The sequence below is a fragment of the Klebsiella sp. CN_Kp091 genome, from assembly GCF_040065095.1.
Classification (GTDB): domain Bacteria; phylum Pseudomonadota; class Gammaproteobacteria; order Enterobacterales; family Enterobacteriaceae; genus Klebsiella; species Klebsiella aerogenes.
The window spans coordinates 586550-602706 of the sequence record NZ_JBEAIO010000049.1; the positions used below are offsets into that span (position 1 = coordinate 586550).

The 16157-nt window shown below is 56.9% G+C and carries 12 protein-coding genes and 1 pseudogene; 7 read left to right on the forward strand and 6 right to left on the reverse strand.

What is annotated here, in order from left to right; all coding sequences use genetic code 11:
* Window positions 1-8 precede the first annotated feature (8 nt).
* The 5 genes and pseudogenes from benB to ABLV17_RS23430 form a co-directional block, all read right to left on the reverse strand.
* Window positions 9-494: a benzoate 1,2-dioxygenase small subunit gene (gene benB / locus ABLV17_RS23410; protein ID WP_087859573.1), complete on the reverse strand. Its 486-nt coding sequence runs from the start codon at window positions 492-494 to the stop codon at window positions 9-11.
* Entirely contained in the window at window positions 494-1876 is a 1383-nt protein-coding gene (locus tag ABLV17_RS23415; protein ID WP_348854711.1) for a Rieske 2Fe-2S domain-containing protein, read from the reverse strand. The genes benB and ABLV17_RS23415 overlap by 1 nt, the downstream gene beginning before the upstream one ends.
* Window positions 1877-1987: 111 nt before the next feature.
* The gene (gene catA / locus ABLV17_RS23420; RefSeq protein WP_348854712.1) at window positions 1988-2914 is read right to left on the reverse strand and encodes a catechol 1,2-dioxygenase; all 927 of its coding nucleotides are present in this window, start codon (window positions 2912-2914) and stop codon (window positions 1988-1990) included.
* A 69-nt stretch (window positions 2915-2983) separates the two neighbouring features.
* Window positions 2984-3274 (reverse strand): muconolactone Delta-isomerase, encoded by a 291-nt coding sequence (gene catC, locus ABLV17_RS23425; protein ID WP_015366454.1) that lies wholly within the window; start codon window positions 3272-3274, stop codon window positions 2984-2986.
* A 12-nt stretch (window positions 3275-3286) separates the two neighbouring features.
* Window positions 3287-4449 (reverse strand): annotated as a pseudogene (locus ABLV17_RS23430) (muconate cycloisomerase family protein).
* Window positions 4450-4619: 170 nt separating this feature from the next.
* Between ABLV17_RS23430 and ABLV17_RS23435 the strand changes: the two are divergent.
* Window positions 4620-5456: an IclR family transcriptional regulator C-terminal domain-containing protein gene (locus tag ABLV17_RS23435; RefSeq protein WP_162750138.1), complete on the forward strand. Its 837-nt coding sequence runs from the start codon at window positions 4620-4622 to the stop codon at window positions 5454-5456.
* Window positions 5457-5458: 2 nt separating this feature from the next.
* Here the strand turns inward: ABLV17_RS23435 and ABLV17_RS23440 are convergent, their stop codons facing one another.
* Window positions 5459-6949: an MFS transporter gene (locus tag ABLV17_RS23440; RefSeq protein ID WP_348854713.1), complete on the reverse strand. Its 1491-nt coding sequence runs from the start codon at window positions 6947-6949 to the stop codon at window positions 5459-5461.
* 121 nt (window positions 6950-7070) lie between these two features.
* Between ABLV17_RS23440 and ABLV17_RS23445 the strand changes: the two genes are divergently transcribed.
* The 6 genes from ABLV17_RS23445 (at window position 7071) to narI (ending at window position 15930) form a co-directional block, all read left to right on the forward strand.
* Entirely contained in the window at window positions 7071-7652 is a 582-nt protein-coding gene (locus tag ABLV17_RS23445) for a TetR family transcriptional regulator (RefSeq protein WP_087859567.1), read from the forward strand.
* A gap of 180 nt (window positions 7653-7832) precedes the next feature.
* A complete protein-coding gene (locus ABLV17_RS23450) occupies window positions 7833-9221 on the forward strand; it encodes a NarK family nitrate/nitrite MFS transporter (RefSeq protein ID WP_213793974.1) in 1389 nt (462 codons plus the stop codon).
* A gap of 55 nt (window positions 9222-9276) precedes the next feature.
* A complete protein-coding gene (locus ABLV17_RS23455; RefSeq protein WP_348854715.1) occupies window positions 9277-13017 on the forward strand; it encodes a nitrate reductase subunit alpha in 3741 nt (1246 codons plus the stop codon).
* The gene (gene narH / locus ABLV17_RS23460) at window positions 13014-14558 is read left to right on the forward strand and encodes a nitrate reductase subunit beta (protein WP_047080849.1); all 1545 of its coding nucleotides are present in this window, start codon (window positions 13014-13016) and stop codon (window positions 14556-14558) included. Before ABLV17_RS23455 ends, narH begins: the two co-directional genes overlap by 4 nt.
* Window positions 14558-15253 carry a nitrate reductase molybdenum cofactor assembly chaperone gene (gene narW / locus ABLV17_RS23465; RefSeq protein WP_015705535.1) on the forward strand — a complete coding sequence of 232 codons (696 nt, stop codon included), beginning with the start codon at window positions 14558-14560 and terminating at the stop codon, window positions 15251-15253. The genes narH and narW overlap by 1 nt, the downstream gene beginning before the upstream one ends.
* On the forward strand, window positions 15250-15930 hold the full coding sequence (narI, locus tag ABLV17_RS23470) for a respiratory nitrate reductase subunit gamma (RefSeq protein WP_308958663.1): 681 nt from the start codon (window positions 15250-15252) through the stop codon (window positions 15928-15930). The genes narW and narI overlap by 4 nt, the downstream gene beginning before the upstream one ends.
* Window positions 15931-16157: the final 227 nt, after the last annotated feature.

Genomic DNA, 16157 nt, shown 5'->3' on the forward strand with positions numbered 1-16157 from the left:
AGCGCCTCTTAAATGTGGTAAACGTCGATAACCTGACGGATATAGTCGTTATTCAGGCGTACCGTTTTACGTACGATCTGCGGCCTGCCGTCCTGCTCAATTAGCGTGCAGCAGGTAGAGCCAAAATAGGCATCCGTGTGTTGATAGCGATGGCTCCACGTAACCCAGTTGTAGCGCACCGCAAGCCCCTCATCGCTTTCGCCCATCAGCTCGACATTGCTGATAATGTGCGTGGTGCGCGGTTCCGGCGTGCTGGCGCCGGAACGCTCGGTTTTAATACGGTAGACACGATCCTCCAGTCCTTCCCGGTTGGGGTAGTAGATAAGGGAAATCTCTTTTTGCGGGTCGCGCGTCAGTTGGTCATCGTCGCCCCATGCCGGCATCCAGTAGACCACCTGCGGGCTGTAACAGCTCAGCCACTCATCCCACTGACGGTCATCTAACAGACGGGCTTCGTAATAGAGAAACTGGCGAACTTGTTCGATATTCAACATCAGGCCACCTCCACGCGCTGGGTAATGGACTGGTCGTAACGCTGCTGTTCCTGTTCCAGCGCCGCCAGCATGACCGTTTGCCAGTGGTGGTGATGAGCGATATACAGCGCTTCATCTTCCGATTTCACCCCGCTTAGCCGCGGCGTAAAGCCCGCGTGCCTGGCGTGTTCATCCGGGCCGTCGACCCAACGTAGCGCGCCGCGGCTGAGGTCGCTCCATGGCAGATTTTCGCCAAGATAGCCGCGCTGACAGGCGCTGAACTCTTCCAGATCGTCCGGCGTCCCCATTCCGCTGACGTTAAAGAAATCCTCGTACTGGCGGATGCGTAACGCCCGCGCCTGGTCGGATTCCCCTTTCGGCGCAAAACACCAGATTGTGACTTCGGTTTTATCGACCGCAATCGGGCGGATCACGCGGATCTGGGTAGAGAACTGATCCATCAGGTAGACGTTGGGATAAAGGCACAGGTTGCGGGTTTCGTTAACCATCTGGTCGGCGCGCAGTTCACCGAACTCCGCCTGCAGACGCTCGCGGTGGGCATAGACCGGGCGCACTTCCGGGTTCAGCGCCCGGGTCCACAGCAACATGTGACCATTGTCAAAACCGTAGCCGCCGCCGACGCTCTTTGACCAACCGTTGGCGTCAACCGCATGCGTCCCTTCCGCTTCATAGTTGCGGCGTGACATGGTAGAGGCGTAGTTCCAGTGCACCACGCTGACATGATAACCATCGGCGCCGTTCTCCGCGCCCAGCTTCCAGTTGCCTTCGTAAACATAGCTCGACGAGCCCTTCAGCACTTCCAGCCCTTCCGGCGCCTGATCGACGATCAGATCGATGATTTTGCGGGTTTCGCCGAGATACTCCTCCAGCGGCTGCACGTCCGCATTGAGGCTACCGAATAAGAAGCCGCGGTAAGACTGAAAACGCGGCAGTTTTTGCAAATCGTGAGACCCTTCATGTTTGAAGGTATCGGGATAGGCGCCGGTGCTCTCATCTTTGGCTTTTAATAATTTACCGTTATTGCTGAAGGTCCAGCCGTGGAACGGACAGGTAAACGAATTTTTATTCCCGGTTTTGCGTCGGCATAACATGGCGCCACGGTGGGCACAGCTATTAATTAATGCATGTAATTCATTCTTTTTATCGCGAGTAATAATAACCGGCTGCCGTCCCAGCGTCAGGGTATAATAGTCTCCCGGTTCGGCAATTTGACTTTCATGGGCAAGAAAAACCCAATTACCTTCGAAGATATGTTTCATTTCAAAATCAAATAACTGCTGATCGGTAAATATAGAACGGTGGCAACGGTAAATATGATTTTCACGGTCGACAATTAACGCGTTGTTAATTTTGTCTTTAAGCGCTGATAGCGTTTTTTGCATGAGTTAACTCCTCCTGCAGGATTCAGGATTAAAGATATTTGGCGAATGTGGTGACTATCGGGTGCAGAGCGCGGCCCGGGCCAGCAGCGTAGCCGGGGCCGCTAAAGCAGATTACTCTTTGGCGCGCAGACGGGTGCCGCGGTGCTCTTCGTCGGGGCTCAGCGCTTTACAGAGGGTGAAATCAAAGCGCACTTCGGTGTGTTCTCCGTCCAGTTCACGCTGTGCAATCGTCTCGCGGTCGCTCACTTTCACCGGGTCGGCAATCAGACCATCGCGGGTGGCAAAGGCAAAATCATCCCACAGGTATTTGTCGCCGCTGAGGTTGATCTGGCTGGTCAGATGTTTATGGCCCGGCGCGGAGACGAAGAAGTGAATATGCGCCGGACGGTTGCCGTGGCGACCCAGTTGGTCCAGCAGTTTCTGCGTCGGTCCATCCGGCGGACAACCGTAGCCTGACGGCATGATGCTGCGTACGCTGTAACGGCCATCGGCACCGGTGCGGATACGACGACGCAGGTTGTAATCGCTCTGACTCTGATCGAAGAACGAATAATTACCCAGAGTATTGGCATGCCAGATATCAACGATGGCATTAGCGATCGGCTGGCCCTGGCTATCTTTAACCTGGCCGTGCAGCCACATCACTTCGCCGGCATCGGTGCCATCATCCATGCGGGCATGGCTGTCGGCCAGCGGCGCATTGGCTACATACAGCGGCCCTTCGATGGTGCGCGGGGTGCCGGTTTCACGGTGTGCCGCCGCGTCGATAGCGTCCTGACGCAGGTCGAGGAAATGCTCAAGGCCTAGCCCTGCCGCCAGCAGCGCCGCCTCCTGGCGCCCACCCAGCTCGTGCAAATAGTTTACCGCGTGCCAGAACTCTTCTTCTGTAACGTTATAGTCATCGATCAGCGTGCAGATATTTTCCAGCAAACGGTGGACAATGGCTTTAAAGCGTTCGTTGCCGCCAGGAACATTTAACCCCGCGCCTTCACGTAATAATTTCTGCACGGCTTCTTGTTGTACGAAAGCATTACTCATAATTATTCTCTCTTATCGTTGTAGGATATTTGCCGGGTGAGCCCGGCATGAGGTCATGGGTTATTATTATTAGCTATCGTCTTCACGAATAGACGAGGGATGACGGCACAGCGCCTCTACGCGAATATCCATAAATGGATATAACGGCAATCCCATTAAAATTTGATGCAACTCTTCGGCATCTTTTACATCGAAAATGCTGACATTGGCGTAAAGACCGGCGACGCGCCAGATATGTCGCCATTTGCCTTCACGTTGTAATTGTTGCGAATAAGCTTTTTCGCGTTGTTTAATTTCATCCGCCTCGGCGGCGGGAAAACCGATCGGAATATTAACGGTCATATCAACTTTAAATAGCATTATTTTCTCCTGTTATGCTTTACGGGAATAGAAGCGCAGCTTGTCTTCATCCAGCTCCACACCTAGCCCTGGCGTTTGCGGCAACACCACCTGACCGTCGGCAAAGGTCAGCGGTACGCTGACGATATCGTCTTTGAGTAGCAGCGGGCCGAACATCTCGGTTCCCCACTGCAGCGACAATGTCGACCAGGCGTGCAGAGAAGCGACGGTCCCCACGGTCCCTTCCAGCATCGTGCCGCCATACAGGCCAACCCCCGCTGCCTGCGCGACGCGGGCCAGCGCCAGCACGCTATTCGGCCCGCCCGCCTTGGCGATTTTCAGCGCGTAAGCGCCGGTAAAGCCCTGCTGCGCCAGTTGGTAACCATCGTAAGCGGTCGCGACCGCTTCATCCGCCAGAATTGCGGTCTCGATTTGCTGGCTCAGGCGCACCAGTGCGGCATTATCCTGTGCGCTCACCGGCTGTTCGATGAGATCGACCCCCATCGCCGCCAGCTCGCGGCAGCCTTTCGCGCCGGTTGCGGCATCCCAGGCCTGGTTAACGTCAACGCGAATGCTGGCGCGATCGCCTAAGGCTTCGACAATGGCGCGGGTATGGCGGAGGTCGGTGGCTAATTCCCGCGCGCCAATCTTCAGCTTGAATGCCTGATGACGGCGCTCGGCTAACAGCTTTTCCCCTTCGGCAATATCTTTTGCGGTATCGCCGCTGGCTAACGTCCACAACACCGGCAACGACGTTTGCAACGCGCCGCCGAGCAGCGCCGAAACCGGTAGCCCTAAAGCTTTGCCCTGGGCATCAAGGAGGGCGGTTTCAATGGCAGACTTTGCAAAGGTATTGCCTTTAATGGCGCTATTCATCCGCGCCGTAAGCACATTCAGGTTATCCGCCGGCTGCCCTTTCAGCAGCGGCGTCAGATAGTGGGTCAAGGCCGATGAGATAGCCTCCGGGCTCTCGACGCCGTAGCTCAGTCCGCCGATGGTCGTCGCTTCACCGATACCGCATACGCCATCGGAACGGGTAATGCGCACGATGACCAGCGTCTGGCAGCCCATGGTGGTCATCGATAATTTATGTGGCCGGATAGTCGGTACATCCACTAACCAGCTCTCAATGCGTTCTACGGTCGCAGTCATTTTTTGTTCCTGAAAGATGCATAACTTTTTGTACCCACATCCATAACGGGGATGTCTGTGCTTTGACAATAGGGTCCAGCCTGGCGGATGGTCAACGGCGATAATCGAAATGTTGTGCGATTATCGGTACGCTTGTTAAATTGCGGTTAATAATGTGATCGAGGTGGTAAAACAGGCACAATTCGGCGCGCCCTGGTTTGCGCGCGGTATAGTGATGCCCCGTGAGCTTTTAGTTGCAACGGAGAAAGATGCAATGAGCGACAATACCCACACTACGCTGAGCGCCAGGCAGGCCGAGCACGACCCCAATTTTATGCTGTCTCTCGCCCGCGGGCTGGAAGTGCTCAATGCTTTTACTCCGCAGCGCCAGCGGCTGACCATTTCGCAGTTAAGTCAAAAAACGCAAATTTCCCGCGCGGCGGTGCGCCGCTGCCTGTATACCCTGGCGGCGCTGGGGATGGTGCACAGCCCGGACGGCCGCAGCTATGAACTGCTGCCGCGCGTGCTGGCAGTGGGCCATGCCTATCTGGCGGGAACCCCGCTGGCGAAGGTGGCGCAGACGGCGCTGGACAATCTTGGTAAGACGTTAGGTGAAAGCTGCTCCGCCGCCACCCTTGATGGCGACAACGTGCTGTATATCGCCCGCGCGGCGGTCAATAACTTACTGAGCGTCGATCTGGGGCGCGGCAGCCGCCTCCCGGCATGGACGACTTCAATGGGACGGGTATTGCTGAGCGCGCTGCCAGAAGAACAACTTGAAGTGACACTGTCACGAGCACATCTTATGCGCTATACCCCGTATACCCTGTGCGACCCCACGGCATTGCGCGCGGAAATCGCCAAAGTTCGCATGCAGGGCTATGCGCTGGCGGACCGACAAATTGAAGTTGGATTATGCTCGCTCGCGGTACCGCTGCTGTCGCGCAGCGGCCAGGTGGTGGCAGCGCTCAACGTTGGCGTTCCCGCCTCTTCGATGAGCGCCGCGGCGCTGAAGGAGAAAGCCCTGGCGCCGCTACGTCGCGCGGCGATGGAGCTTTCTCTTCAGCTATGACATTACCGTGGCGCCGGCGTATTGGCCAGCCCGCGCCAGATCCCCAGCGCCAGTAACAACAGCAGAACGCCAGCCGTTGCCAGAGAAATGCTGTGAGCGCTGATGAATGCGGTTTTCGCCGCCGCGATTAGTGAATCCGCCGGTATCGCAGGTAGGGATTGCGCGACCTTCATCGCCTCGCCGATGGACGATGAGGCCTGTACCGCTGCTTCACCGCCAATCCCGGCAGGCAGTTCAATCGCCGAACTGTAGCTGCGGGTCAGGATCAGGCCGAACAGCGCAATACCGAGCCCCGCGCCCAGTTCATAGGCCATGGTCTCAATGGCGCCTGCCGCCGAAGCCTTTTCTTTCGGCGCCGCCGCCATGATCGCCGACGTTGACGCCAGTAGCGCGCTGGCGGCGCTAAAGCCCAGCAGCGTCATTAACCCCCACGCCTGCCACTGTTGCGTGCTGAAGTCGGTCATCGACAGACCCAGGAAACTCAACGCGCTCAGCAACATACCGCCGGTCGCCACCTGCCGCAGCCCCAGTTTCGACACCAGCATTCCGGCAATCGGCCCGCTAAAGCCGCTGGCGACCATCACCGGTAGCATAAACAGCCCGGCCTCAAACGGCGTTTTCTGATGTACGAACTGCAGCTCCTGCGCCATCAGCAATTCAAAACCGACCAGCGTAATGAGCGCGGTCATCGCCATCATCACCCCGCTCAAAATAATGCGGTGGGTGAAGAGACGCATATCCACCATCGGCGTGGGCATCGACAGCTGCTTGCGGACAAACCAGGTCAGCATAGTCGCGCCGCCGATGGCCACCAGCGCAATCAACCACAGCGCCAGTTGCCCCTTTAACGCTGACTTAGCGCTAAATACCAGCATCAGAATGGCCGCAATCAGGATCAGCGCCTGCGGCAGATTCAGCGGCTGCTCGCGGCGTGCGGGCTGACGGGGCACGACCTTAGCGTTGATGGCGATGACCAGCAGCACGATTGGCACGTTGATCAGGAAAACAGATCCCCAATAGAAGTGTTCCAGCAGCATGCCGCCCACCAGCGGGCCAAATGCCGCGCCGCCGGAGCCCACGGCGGCCCATAATCCCAGCGCCATGTTACGTTGGCTGGCTTCGGCGAAAGTGCCGCGGATCCCGGCAAGCGTCGCCGGCACGATCATCGCCGCGCCAACCGCCAGCAGCGCCCGGGAGATAATCAGCGTTATCGCCGACGGCGACAGCGCGGCGCACAGCGAAGCGATGCCGAAAATGGCGCTACCGAGCAGCAGCAAGCGCTTAAAGCCGATTTTATCGCCTAATGCGCCCATCGGCAGCACCATACCGGCCATCACCAACGAATAGATATCAATGATCCACAGTAGCTCATTGCCGCTGGTGCCAAGCGCGACGCTGAGCGTCGGGGCGGCCACATGCAGCACCGTTGCGTCAATTGCTACCGGGATATAAACCAGCAAAATCGCCATCAGCGTTAACCATTGCCGAGACATACTACTTTTCCTCAATTTTCGAAATTGGACACGCGTCCAGGATTGCGATCCTGCCGGATTGTTGAACGTCTGTCCAACTTTTTGTTACCATCGCCCTATCACCTTTTTGTCACGGGTCGCTATGCACTACTTAAATCGGGAAGCGCGTCGGGAAGTTATCATGCAGGCCGCCATGCGGGTGGCGCTAAACGGCGGATTCAGCGCCATGACCGTGCGCCAGATAGCCAGCGAGGCCGGCGTCGCCGCAGGTCAGTTACATCATCATTTTGCCTCGACCGGCGAGCTAAAAGCGCAGGCCTTTGTCCGCTTGATCCGCGAAATGCTCGATATCCAGTTGTTGACCGATGACGCCTCCTGGAGCGAACGCCTGTTTTCATTACTCGGCAGCGAAGATGGCCGTCTAGAGCCCTATATCCGCTTGTGGCGGGAAGCGCAGATTTTGTCCGATAGCGATGAGGAAATTAAGGCCGCGTATCTGCTTACCATGAGCATGTGGCATGACGAAACGGTAACGGCGATTAATCGCGGCGCCGACGCCGGTGAATTTAAGCCGCAGGATACAGCAGAAAATATCGCCTGGCGTCTGATTGCCCTGGTTTGCGGGCTGGATGGCATTTACGCGCTGGGGATGCAAGCGATTGACGATGCAGCGTTTACTCGTTATTTAACACATTACATAGCGCTAGAGCTGCCTCAAGCTTAGGTTACATTTAGTAACAATTGACCACCCTTCATTGCCGGTGTGAATTCTTTCACGTCTCGAATCTTATCTATTCTCAAACAATACAATTATTAAAAACAGCTGAGCCTTAATTCCAGCCTGCACAGCTTCAGCTGTTTTTTTATTTATCCTTTTGATCTCGTACGCTTTAGTGAGGGTGTTATGTCGATAGAAGGTGATAAAAAGAATCATTATCTTTTAAAGGATTGGCGACCAGAAAATGACGCCTTCTGGGAAAATAAAGGAAAAGCCATTGCACGCAGGAACTTATGGATTTCCGTATTTTGTCTGTTACTCGCCTTCTGCGTCTGGATGTTATTTAGCGCGGTTGCGGTCAATCTCAATAAAGTGGGTTTTAATTTCACTACCGACCAGCTTTTTTTATTAACGGCGCTACCTTCGCTTTCTGGCGCAATATTACGCGTACCCTACTCCTTTATGGTACCTATAATGGGTGGGCGCTACTGGACGGTTATTAGCACGGTTATTCTGGTGATTCCCTGTTTATGGCTGGGGTTGGCAGTACAAAATCCAACTACCCCGTACTGGGTATTTATCGCTATTTCGTTACTTTGCGGTTTTGCCGGCGCCAACTTCGCCTCCAGTATGGGCAATATCAGCTTCTTCTTCCCCAAAGCCAAACAAGGCAGCGCGTTAGGGATTAACGGCGGGCTCGGCAATCTCGGGGTCAGCGTGATGCAGCTGGTCTCCCCCATTTTTATCTTTCTGCCGATTTTTACCTTTCTGGGCGTCCGCGGCGTTGAGCAACCGGGCGGCGCCATGCTGTGGCTCGGCAACTCACCGCTGCTTTGGGTGCCGCTACTGGTCATCGCCACCGTTTTCGCGTGGTTCGGCATGAACGATATTGCCAGTTCTAAAGCCTCGATTCGCGATCAGCTACCGGTGTTGAAGCGCCCGCATATGTGGCTGCTAAGTCTGCTGTATCTGGCCACCTTCGGCTCGTTTATTGGCTTCTCCGCCGGCTTCGCGATGCTGGCGAAAACCCAGTTTCCGGATGTCGATATCCTGAAACTGGCCTTCTTCGGCCCGTTTATCGGCGCGCTGGCGCGCTCCTTCGGCGGCATCATTTCCGACCGTCTGGGCGGCGTGCGGGTGACGCTGGTCAACTTCGTTCTGATGGCGGTCTTTACCGGCCTGCTTTTCCTCACCCTGCCGGGCTCCGGTTCCGGCAGCTTCCTCGCTTTCTATGTGGTGTTTATGGGCCTGTTCCTAACCGCCGGTCTCGGTAGCGGATCCACCTTCCAGATGATCGCCGTGATCTTCCGCCAGCTCACCATCGACAGTGTGAAAAAGCGCGGCGGCAGCGACGAACAGGCCCAGCACGAAGCGGTGACCGATACCGCCGCCGCGCTCGGTTTTATCGCCGCTATCGGCGCCATCGGCGGCTTCTTTATTCCAAAAGCCTTCGGTACCTCTCTGGCCATGACCGGCTCGCCGGTAGGCGCGATGAAAGTCTTTTTTGTCTTCTATGTGGTGTGCGTGCTGGTGACCTGGCTGGTCTACGGCCGCCGTAAACCAGCACAACCATAACGACCTATTTACCGGATGGCACGATGCCGGACATTAGCGGAGCAGGAGAAATGTCATGAGTAAATTACTGGATCGCTTTCGCTACTTTAAGCAGAAACGCGAAACCTTCGCCAACGGCCACGGTCAGGTCTACGACAATAACCGTGACTGGGAAGATAGCTACCGGCAACGCTGGCAATTCGACAAAATTGTCCGCTCCACGCATGGGGTGAACTGTACTGGCTCCTGCAGCTGGAAAATTTATGTCAAAAACGGCCTGGTCACCTGGGAAACCCAGCAGACCGATTATCCGCGCACCCGACCGGACCTGCCAAATCACGAACCGCGCGGCTGTCCGCGCGGCGCCAGCTACTCCTGGTATCTCTACAGCGCCAACCGCCTGAAGTACCCGCTGGCGCGCAAACGGCTGATTGAGCTGTGGCGCGAAGCCCTGGCGCAGCATCCCGACCCGGTACTGGCCTGGGATAGCATCATGCAGGACCCGCTGAAAACCCGCAGCTACAAACAAGTCCGCGGTAAAGGCGGCTTTGTTCGCTCCAGTTGGAAAGAGTTAAATCAACTGATCGCCGCAGCCAACGTCTGGACCATCAAAAACTACGGTCCGGACCGCGTCGCGGGCTTTTCGCCGATCCCGGCGATGTCGATGGTTTCCTACGCCGCGGGTACCCGCTATTTATCGTTGATCGGCGGCACCTGCCTGAGCTTTTATGACTGGTACTGCGATTTACCGCCCGCTTCGCCGATGACCTGGGGTGAACAGACCGACGTGCCGGAATCCGCCGATTGGTACAACTCCAGCTACATAATTGCCTGGGGTTCAAACGTCCCGCAGACCCGAACCCCGGACGCCCACTTCTTCACCGAAGTGCGCTACAAGGGCACCAAAACCATCGCCATTACTCCGGATTATTCGGAAGTCGCCAAGCTCTGCGACCAGTGGCTGGCGCCGAAGCAAGGTACCGACAGCGCGCTGGCGATGGCGATGGGCCACGTGATCCTCAAAACTTTCCACCTCGATAATCCGAGCGATTACTTTCTCAACTACTGCCGTACCTATACCGATATGCCGATGCTGGTGATGCTCGACCGTCGTGACGACGGCAACTATGCGCCTGGCCGTATGCTGCGCGCCGCCGACCTGCTTGACGGGCTGGGAGAAAGTAATAACCCGGAATGGAAAACCGTCGCCTATAACGCTGACGGCGAACTGGTCGCGCCGAACGGCTCCATCGGCTTTCGTTGGGGCGAAAAAGGCAAATGGAATCTCGAACAACGGGCTAACGGCCGGGACGTCGAATTAAAACTATCGCTGTTGGATATGCACGATAGCGTGGTGTCGGTGGGCTTCCCCTATTTCGGCGGCAACGAAAACCCGCATTTCCGCAGCGTGAAGCAGGAGCCGATAACGCTTCATCAACTGCCTGCTAAACAACTGCCGCTAGCCAGTGGAGAAAACGCTCTGGTAGTGAGCGTGTATGACCTGGTGCTGGCTAACTACGGTCTGGATCGCGGCCTTGACGATGCCAACACCGCGCGTGACTTCGCGGATGTCAAAGCCTATACCCCGGCATGGGCCGAGCAGATCACCGGCGTACCGCGTCAACATATCGAACAAATCGCCCGCGAGTTCGCCGATACGGCGCATAAAACCCATGGTCGTTCGATGATTATCCTCGGCGCCGGTGTGAACCACTGGTACCACATGGATATGAACTACCGCGGAATGATCAACATGCTGGTGTTCTGCGGCTGCGTCGGCCAGAGCGGCGGCGGCTGGTCGCACTATGTCGGCCAGGAGAAACTGCGCCCGCAGACCGGCTGGCTGCCGCTGGCGTTCGCGCTGGACTGGACTCGTCCGCCGCGGCAGATGAACAGTACCTCCTATTTCTACAACCATGCCAGCCAGTGGCGCTACGAAAAACTAACCGCTCAGGAGCTGCTGTCGCCGCTGGCCGACACCAGCAAATTCAGCGGCCATATGATTGACTTCAACGTTCGCGCCGAACGCATGGGATGGCTGCCCTCCGCGCCGCAGCTTAACGTTAACCCGCTGAGCATCAAGCAGCAGGCCGACGCCGCCGGGCTATCCCCGGCCGATTTCACCGTCCAGTCGTTAAAAACAGGCGATATTCGCTTTGCCGCCGAGCAGCCGGATAGCGGCAACAACCACCCGCGCAACCTGTTTATCTGGCGTTCGAACCTGTTGGGATCGTCCGGTAAGGGCCATGAGTACATGCTCAAGTATCTGCTCGGTACCGATAACGGTATTCAGGGCGAGGAGTTTGGCTCCTCCTCTGACGTGAAGCCGGAGGAAGTCGACTGGCAGACCGCGGCGATTGAGGGCAAGCTCGATCTGCTGGTGACCCTCGATTTCCGTATGTCCAGTACCTGCCTGTTCTCCGATATCGTCTTGCCGACCGCCACCTGGTATGAAAAAGACGATATGAACACCTCGGATATGCACCCGTTTATCCACCCGCTTTCCGCCGCCGTCGATCCGGCCTGGGAGGCGAAAAGCGATTGGGAAATCTACAAGGACATTGCGAAAAGTTTCTCTGAAGTGTGCGTCGGCCATCTTGATAAAGAGACCGATGTGGTACTGGTTCCGCTGCAGCATGACTCTCCGGCGGAGCTATCACAGCCGTTTGATGTCCTCGACTGGCGCAAGGGCGAATGCGATCTCATTCCAGGCAAAACCGCGCCGTCAATTGCGCTGGTTGAACGTGACTACCCGGCCACCTGGGAGCGCTTCACCTCGCTGGGGCCGTTACTCGATAAGCTCGGCAACGGCGGTAAAGGCATTTCGTGGAATACGCAAAACGAAGTCGACTTCCTCGGTAAACTCAACTACGTCAAGCCCGACGGTCCGGCCAAAGGCCGCCCGCGCATCGACAGCGCGATCGACGCCAGTGAAGTCATCTTGAGCCTGGCGCCGGAAACCAATGGCCAGGTGGCGGTGAAAGCCTGGCAAGCGCTGGGAGAATTTACCGGCCGCGACCACACCCATCTGGCGCTGAATAAAGAGGATGAGAAAATCCGCTTCCGCGATATTCAGGCGCAGCCGCGGAAGATCATCTCCAGCCCAACGTGGTCCGGTCTGGAAAGCGAACATGTCTCTTATAATGCCGGTTATACCAACGTTCACGAACTGATCCCGTGGCGCACCCTCTCCGGGCGGCAACAGCTGTATCAGGATCATCCCTGGATGCGCGCCTTCGGCGAGAGTCTGGTGACTTATCGACCACCGATTGATACGCGCAGCGTCAGCCAGATGAAAGATGTGCCGCCAAACGGCTTCCCGGAAAAAGCGCTGAACTTCCTGACTCCGCATCAGAAATGGGGTATCCACTCTACCTATAGCGAAAACCTGCTGATGCTGACGTTGTCGCGCGGCGGGCCTATCGTCTGGCTAAGCGAAACCGACGCAAAAGAACTGGGGATTGAAGATAACGACTGGATTGAAGCCTTCAACGCCAACGGCGCCCTCACCGCGCGTGCGGTGGTAAGCCAGCGCGTGCCGCCGGGCATGACCATGATGTATCACGCCCAGGAACGCATTATGAATATCCCAGGTTCGGAAGTGACCGGTCGTCGCGGCGGTATCCACAACTCCGTCACCCGCGTCTGTCCAAAACCCACGCATATGATTGGCGGCTACGCCCAACTGGCTTACGGCTTTAACTACTACGGCACCGTCGGTTCCAACCGCGACGAGTTCATTATGATCCGCAAAATGAAAAACATTGACTGGCTGGATGGCGAAGGTCGTGACCAGGTACAGGAGGCGAAGAAATGAAAATACGTTCACAAGTCGGAATGGTGCTGAATCTGGATAAATGCATCGGCTGCCATACCTGCTCCGTCACCTGTAAAAACGTGTGGAGCAGCCGCGAAGGGATGGAATATGCGTGGTTCAACAACGTGGAAACCAAGCCTGGTATCGGTTACCCCAAAAACTGGGAAGATCAGGACGAGTGGCAAGGCGGCTGGATCCGCGGTATCAGCGGCAAGCTCACTCCGCGTCTGGGCAACCGCGTCAGCGTGTTGTCGAAGATTTTCGCCAACCCGGTACTGCCGCAGATTGACGATTATTACGAACCCTTTACCTACGATTATCAGCACCTGCACAACGCGCCGGAGGGCAAATACTTGCCTACCGCCCGCCCGCGTTCGCTGATTAGCGGCGAACGGATGGATAAGATCACCTGGGGGCCAAACTGGGAGGAGTTACTCGGCGGCGAGTTTGAAAAACGCGCCAAAGACCGTAACTTCGAAGCGATGCAAAAGGAGATGTACGGCCAGTTTGAAAACACCTTCATGATGTATCTGCCGCGTCTTTGCGAACATTGCCTCAATCCGAGCTGCGTGGCGACCTGCCCAAGCGGCGCCATCTACAAGCGCGAAGAAGACGGTATCGTGCTGATCGACCAGGATAAATGCCGCGGCTGGCGGATGTGCATCAGCGGTTGTCCGTATAAAAAAATCTACTTTAACTGGAAGAGCGGCAAATCGGAAAAATGCATCTTCTGCTATCCGCGCATTGAGTCCGGGCAACCGACGGTGTGCTCCGAAACCTGCGTCGGCCGTATCCGCTATCTCGGCGTACTGCTGTACGACGCGGACCGCATCGAAGAAGCGGCCAGCACCGAGCATGAAACCGACCTCTACGAGCGCCAGTGCGATGTGTTCCTTAACCCTAACGATCCGGCGGTCATCGAAGAGGCCTTGAAACAGGGTATTCCGCATAACGTGATTGAAGCGGCGCAGAAATCACCGGTGTATAAACTGGCGATGGACTGGAAGCTGGCGCTACCTCTGCACCCGGAATATCGCACCTTACCGATGGTCTGGTACGTGCCGCCGCTGTCGCCGATTCAGTCAGTCGCGGACGCCGGCGGCCTGCCGAGCAACGGCAACATTCTGCCGGCGGTAGAAAGCCTGCGTATACCGGTACAGTATCTGGCGAACCTGCTGAGCGCCGGCGATACCGGCCCGGTCCTGCGCGCGTTAAAACGCATGATGGCGATGCGCCATTACAAACGCTCGCAAACCGTTGAAGGCGTGACCGATACACGCGCCATTGAAGAAGTGGGTCTTAGCGTCGAGCAGGTGGAAGAGATGTATCGCTACCTGGCGATCGCTAATTACGAAGACCGCTTCGTGATCCCCACCAGTCACCGCGAACTGGCTGAGGACGCCTTCCCCGAACGCAACGGCTGCGGCTTTACTTTTGGCGATGGTTGCCATGGTTCTGATACTAAATTCAATCTGTTCAACAGTCGGCGCATCGACGCGATTGATGTAGGAGACGTACGTCGACATGGGGAGGGCGAGTAATGCGGATCCTCAAAGTCATTGCTCTGTTGCTGGAGTATCCCGACGACGCGCTGTGGGATAACCGCGAGGAGGCGCTGGCGCTGGTCAGCGCCGATGCGCCTGCCCTGACGCCGTTTGTTAGGCGATTACTGGCGGCGCCGCTGCTCGACCGTCAGGCCGAATGGTGTGAGGTGTTTGAGCGTGGTCGCGCCACCTCGCTGCTGCTGTTTGAACACGTACACGCCGAATCGCGTGACCGCGGCCAGGCGATGGTCGATCTGATGAACCAGTATGAACAGGCGGGCCTGCAGATCGATTGTCGCGAACTACCGGACCACCTGCCTTTATATCTTGAATACCTCAGCATTCTCCCATTAGCCGATGCCCGTGAAGGACTGCAGAACGTCGCGCCTATTCTGGCGTTGCTCGGTGGACGCTTAAAGCAGCGCGAATGCGATTACTATCAACTCTTTGACACCCTTCTTGCGCTGGCGGATAGCCCACTCAATAGTGACAGTGTCACCAGGCAGGTAGCGAGTGAGAAGCGTGACGACACCCGCCAGGCGCTGGATGCGGTGTGGGAAGAGGAACAGGTGAAGTTTATTGAAGATAATGCAACCGCTTGCGATAGCTCGCCAATGCAAGCTTATCAACGACGCTTTAGCCAGGATGTGGCGCCGCAGTACGTCGACATCCGCGCCGGAGGCCCGAAATGATACAGTACTTAAACGTCTTCTTTTACGATATCTACCCTTACCTCTGCGGTACCGTGTTCCTGGTGGGCAGTTGGCTGCGCTACGATTACGGGCAGTATACCTGGCGCGCGTCATCCAGCCAGATGCTCGATAAACGGGGCATGGTGCTGTGGTCGAACTTATTCCATATCGGCATCCTCGGCATCTTCTTCGGCCACTTCTTCGGGATGCTAACGCCGCACTGGGTCTATTCATGGTTCCTGCCGATGTCGCAGAAACAGGTGATGGCGATGGTGCTGGGCGGCGTCTGCGGCGTGCTGACCCTGGTCGGCGGCATTGGCCTGCTGGCGCGCCGTCTGACCAACCCGCGTATTCGCGCCACCTCCACCACCGCGGATATCCTGATCCTGTGCATTCTGCTGATTCAGTGCGCGCTGGGGCTAACGACTATACCGTTCTCAGCCCAGCATCCGGACGGCAGCGAAATGCTCAAACTGGTGGATTGGGCGCAGGCGGTGGTCACCTTCCACGGCGACGCATCAGCGCATCTGGACGGCGTCGCGTGGGTGTATCGCGTCCATCTGGTGTTGGGGATGACTATCTTCCTTATCTTCCCGTTCACTCGGCTGGTTCACGTCTGGAGCGCGCCGATAGAGTATTTCACCCGCCGCTACCAGGTGGTGCGTTCCCGGCGCTGAGCGCTGGCGCCCCCAGCCATGCCCGTTTACCAATAACCCGGACGAGGCGCCTGCGCCGACTCCGGGTCATATTCATCAGCCCCGGCTCCAGCCTTTATGCCGGATGGCGGCTACGCCTTATCCGGCCTACGACGACTGCTGCCTGCGGGATAGCCCGGACGAGACGCCTGCGCCAACTCCGGGTCATATTCATCAGCCCCGGCTCCAGCCTTTACGCCGGATGGCGG

Excerpts from the sequence above, each read along its gene's own strand:
- ABLV17_RS23445 (WP_087859567.1), top strand. The coding sequence starts at position 7,071 with ATGCACTACTTAAATCGGGAAGCGCGTCGGGAAGTTATCATGCAGGCC.
- ABLV17_RS23440 (WP_348854713.1), bottom strand. The coding sequence starts at position 6,949 with ATGTCTCGGCAATGGTTAACGCTGATGGCGATTTTGCTGGTTTATATC.
- narH (WP_047080849.1), top strand. The coding sequence starts at position 13,014 with ATGAAAATACGTTCACAAGTCGGAATGGTGCTGAATCTGGATAAATGC.
- ABLV17_RS23455 (WP_348854715.1), top strand. The coding sequence starts at position 9,277 with ATGAGTAAATTACTGGATCGCTTTCGCTACTTTAAGCAGAAACGCGAA.
- ABLV17_RS23450 (WP_213793974.1), top strand. The coding sequence starts at position 7,833 with ATGTCGATAGAAGGTGATAAAAAGAATCATTATCTTTTAAAGGATTGG.
- narW (WP_015705535.1), top strand. The coding sequence starts at position 14,558 with ATGCGGATCCTCAAAGTCATTGCTCTGTTGCTGGAGTATCCCGACGAC.
- ABLV17_RS23415 (WP_348854711.1), bottom strand. The coding sequence starts at position 1,876 with ATGCAAAAAACGCTATCAGCGCTTAAAGACAAAATTAACAACGCGTTA.
- benB (WP_087859573.1), bottom strand. The coding sequence starts at position 494 with ATGTTGAATATCGAACAAGTTCGCCAGTTTCTCTATTACGAAGCCCGT.
- catA (WP_348854712.1), bottom strand. The coding sequence starts at position 2,914 with ATGAGTAATGCTTTCGTACAACAAGAAGCCGTGCAGAAATTATTACGT.
- catC (WP_015366454.1), bottom strand. The coding sequence starts at position 3,274 with ATGCTATTTAAAGTTGATATGACCGTTAATATTCCGATCGGTTTTCCC.
- ABLV17_RS23435 (WP_162750138.1), top strand. The coding sequence starts at position 4,620 with ATGCCCCGTGAGCTTTTAGTTGCAACGGAGAAAGATGCAATGAGCGAC.
- narI (WP_308958663.1), top strand. The coding sequence starts at position 15,250 with ATGATACAGTACTTAAACGTCTTCTTTTACGATATCTACCCTTACCTC.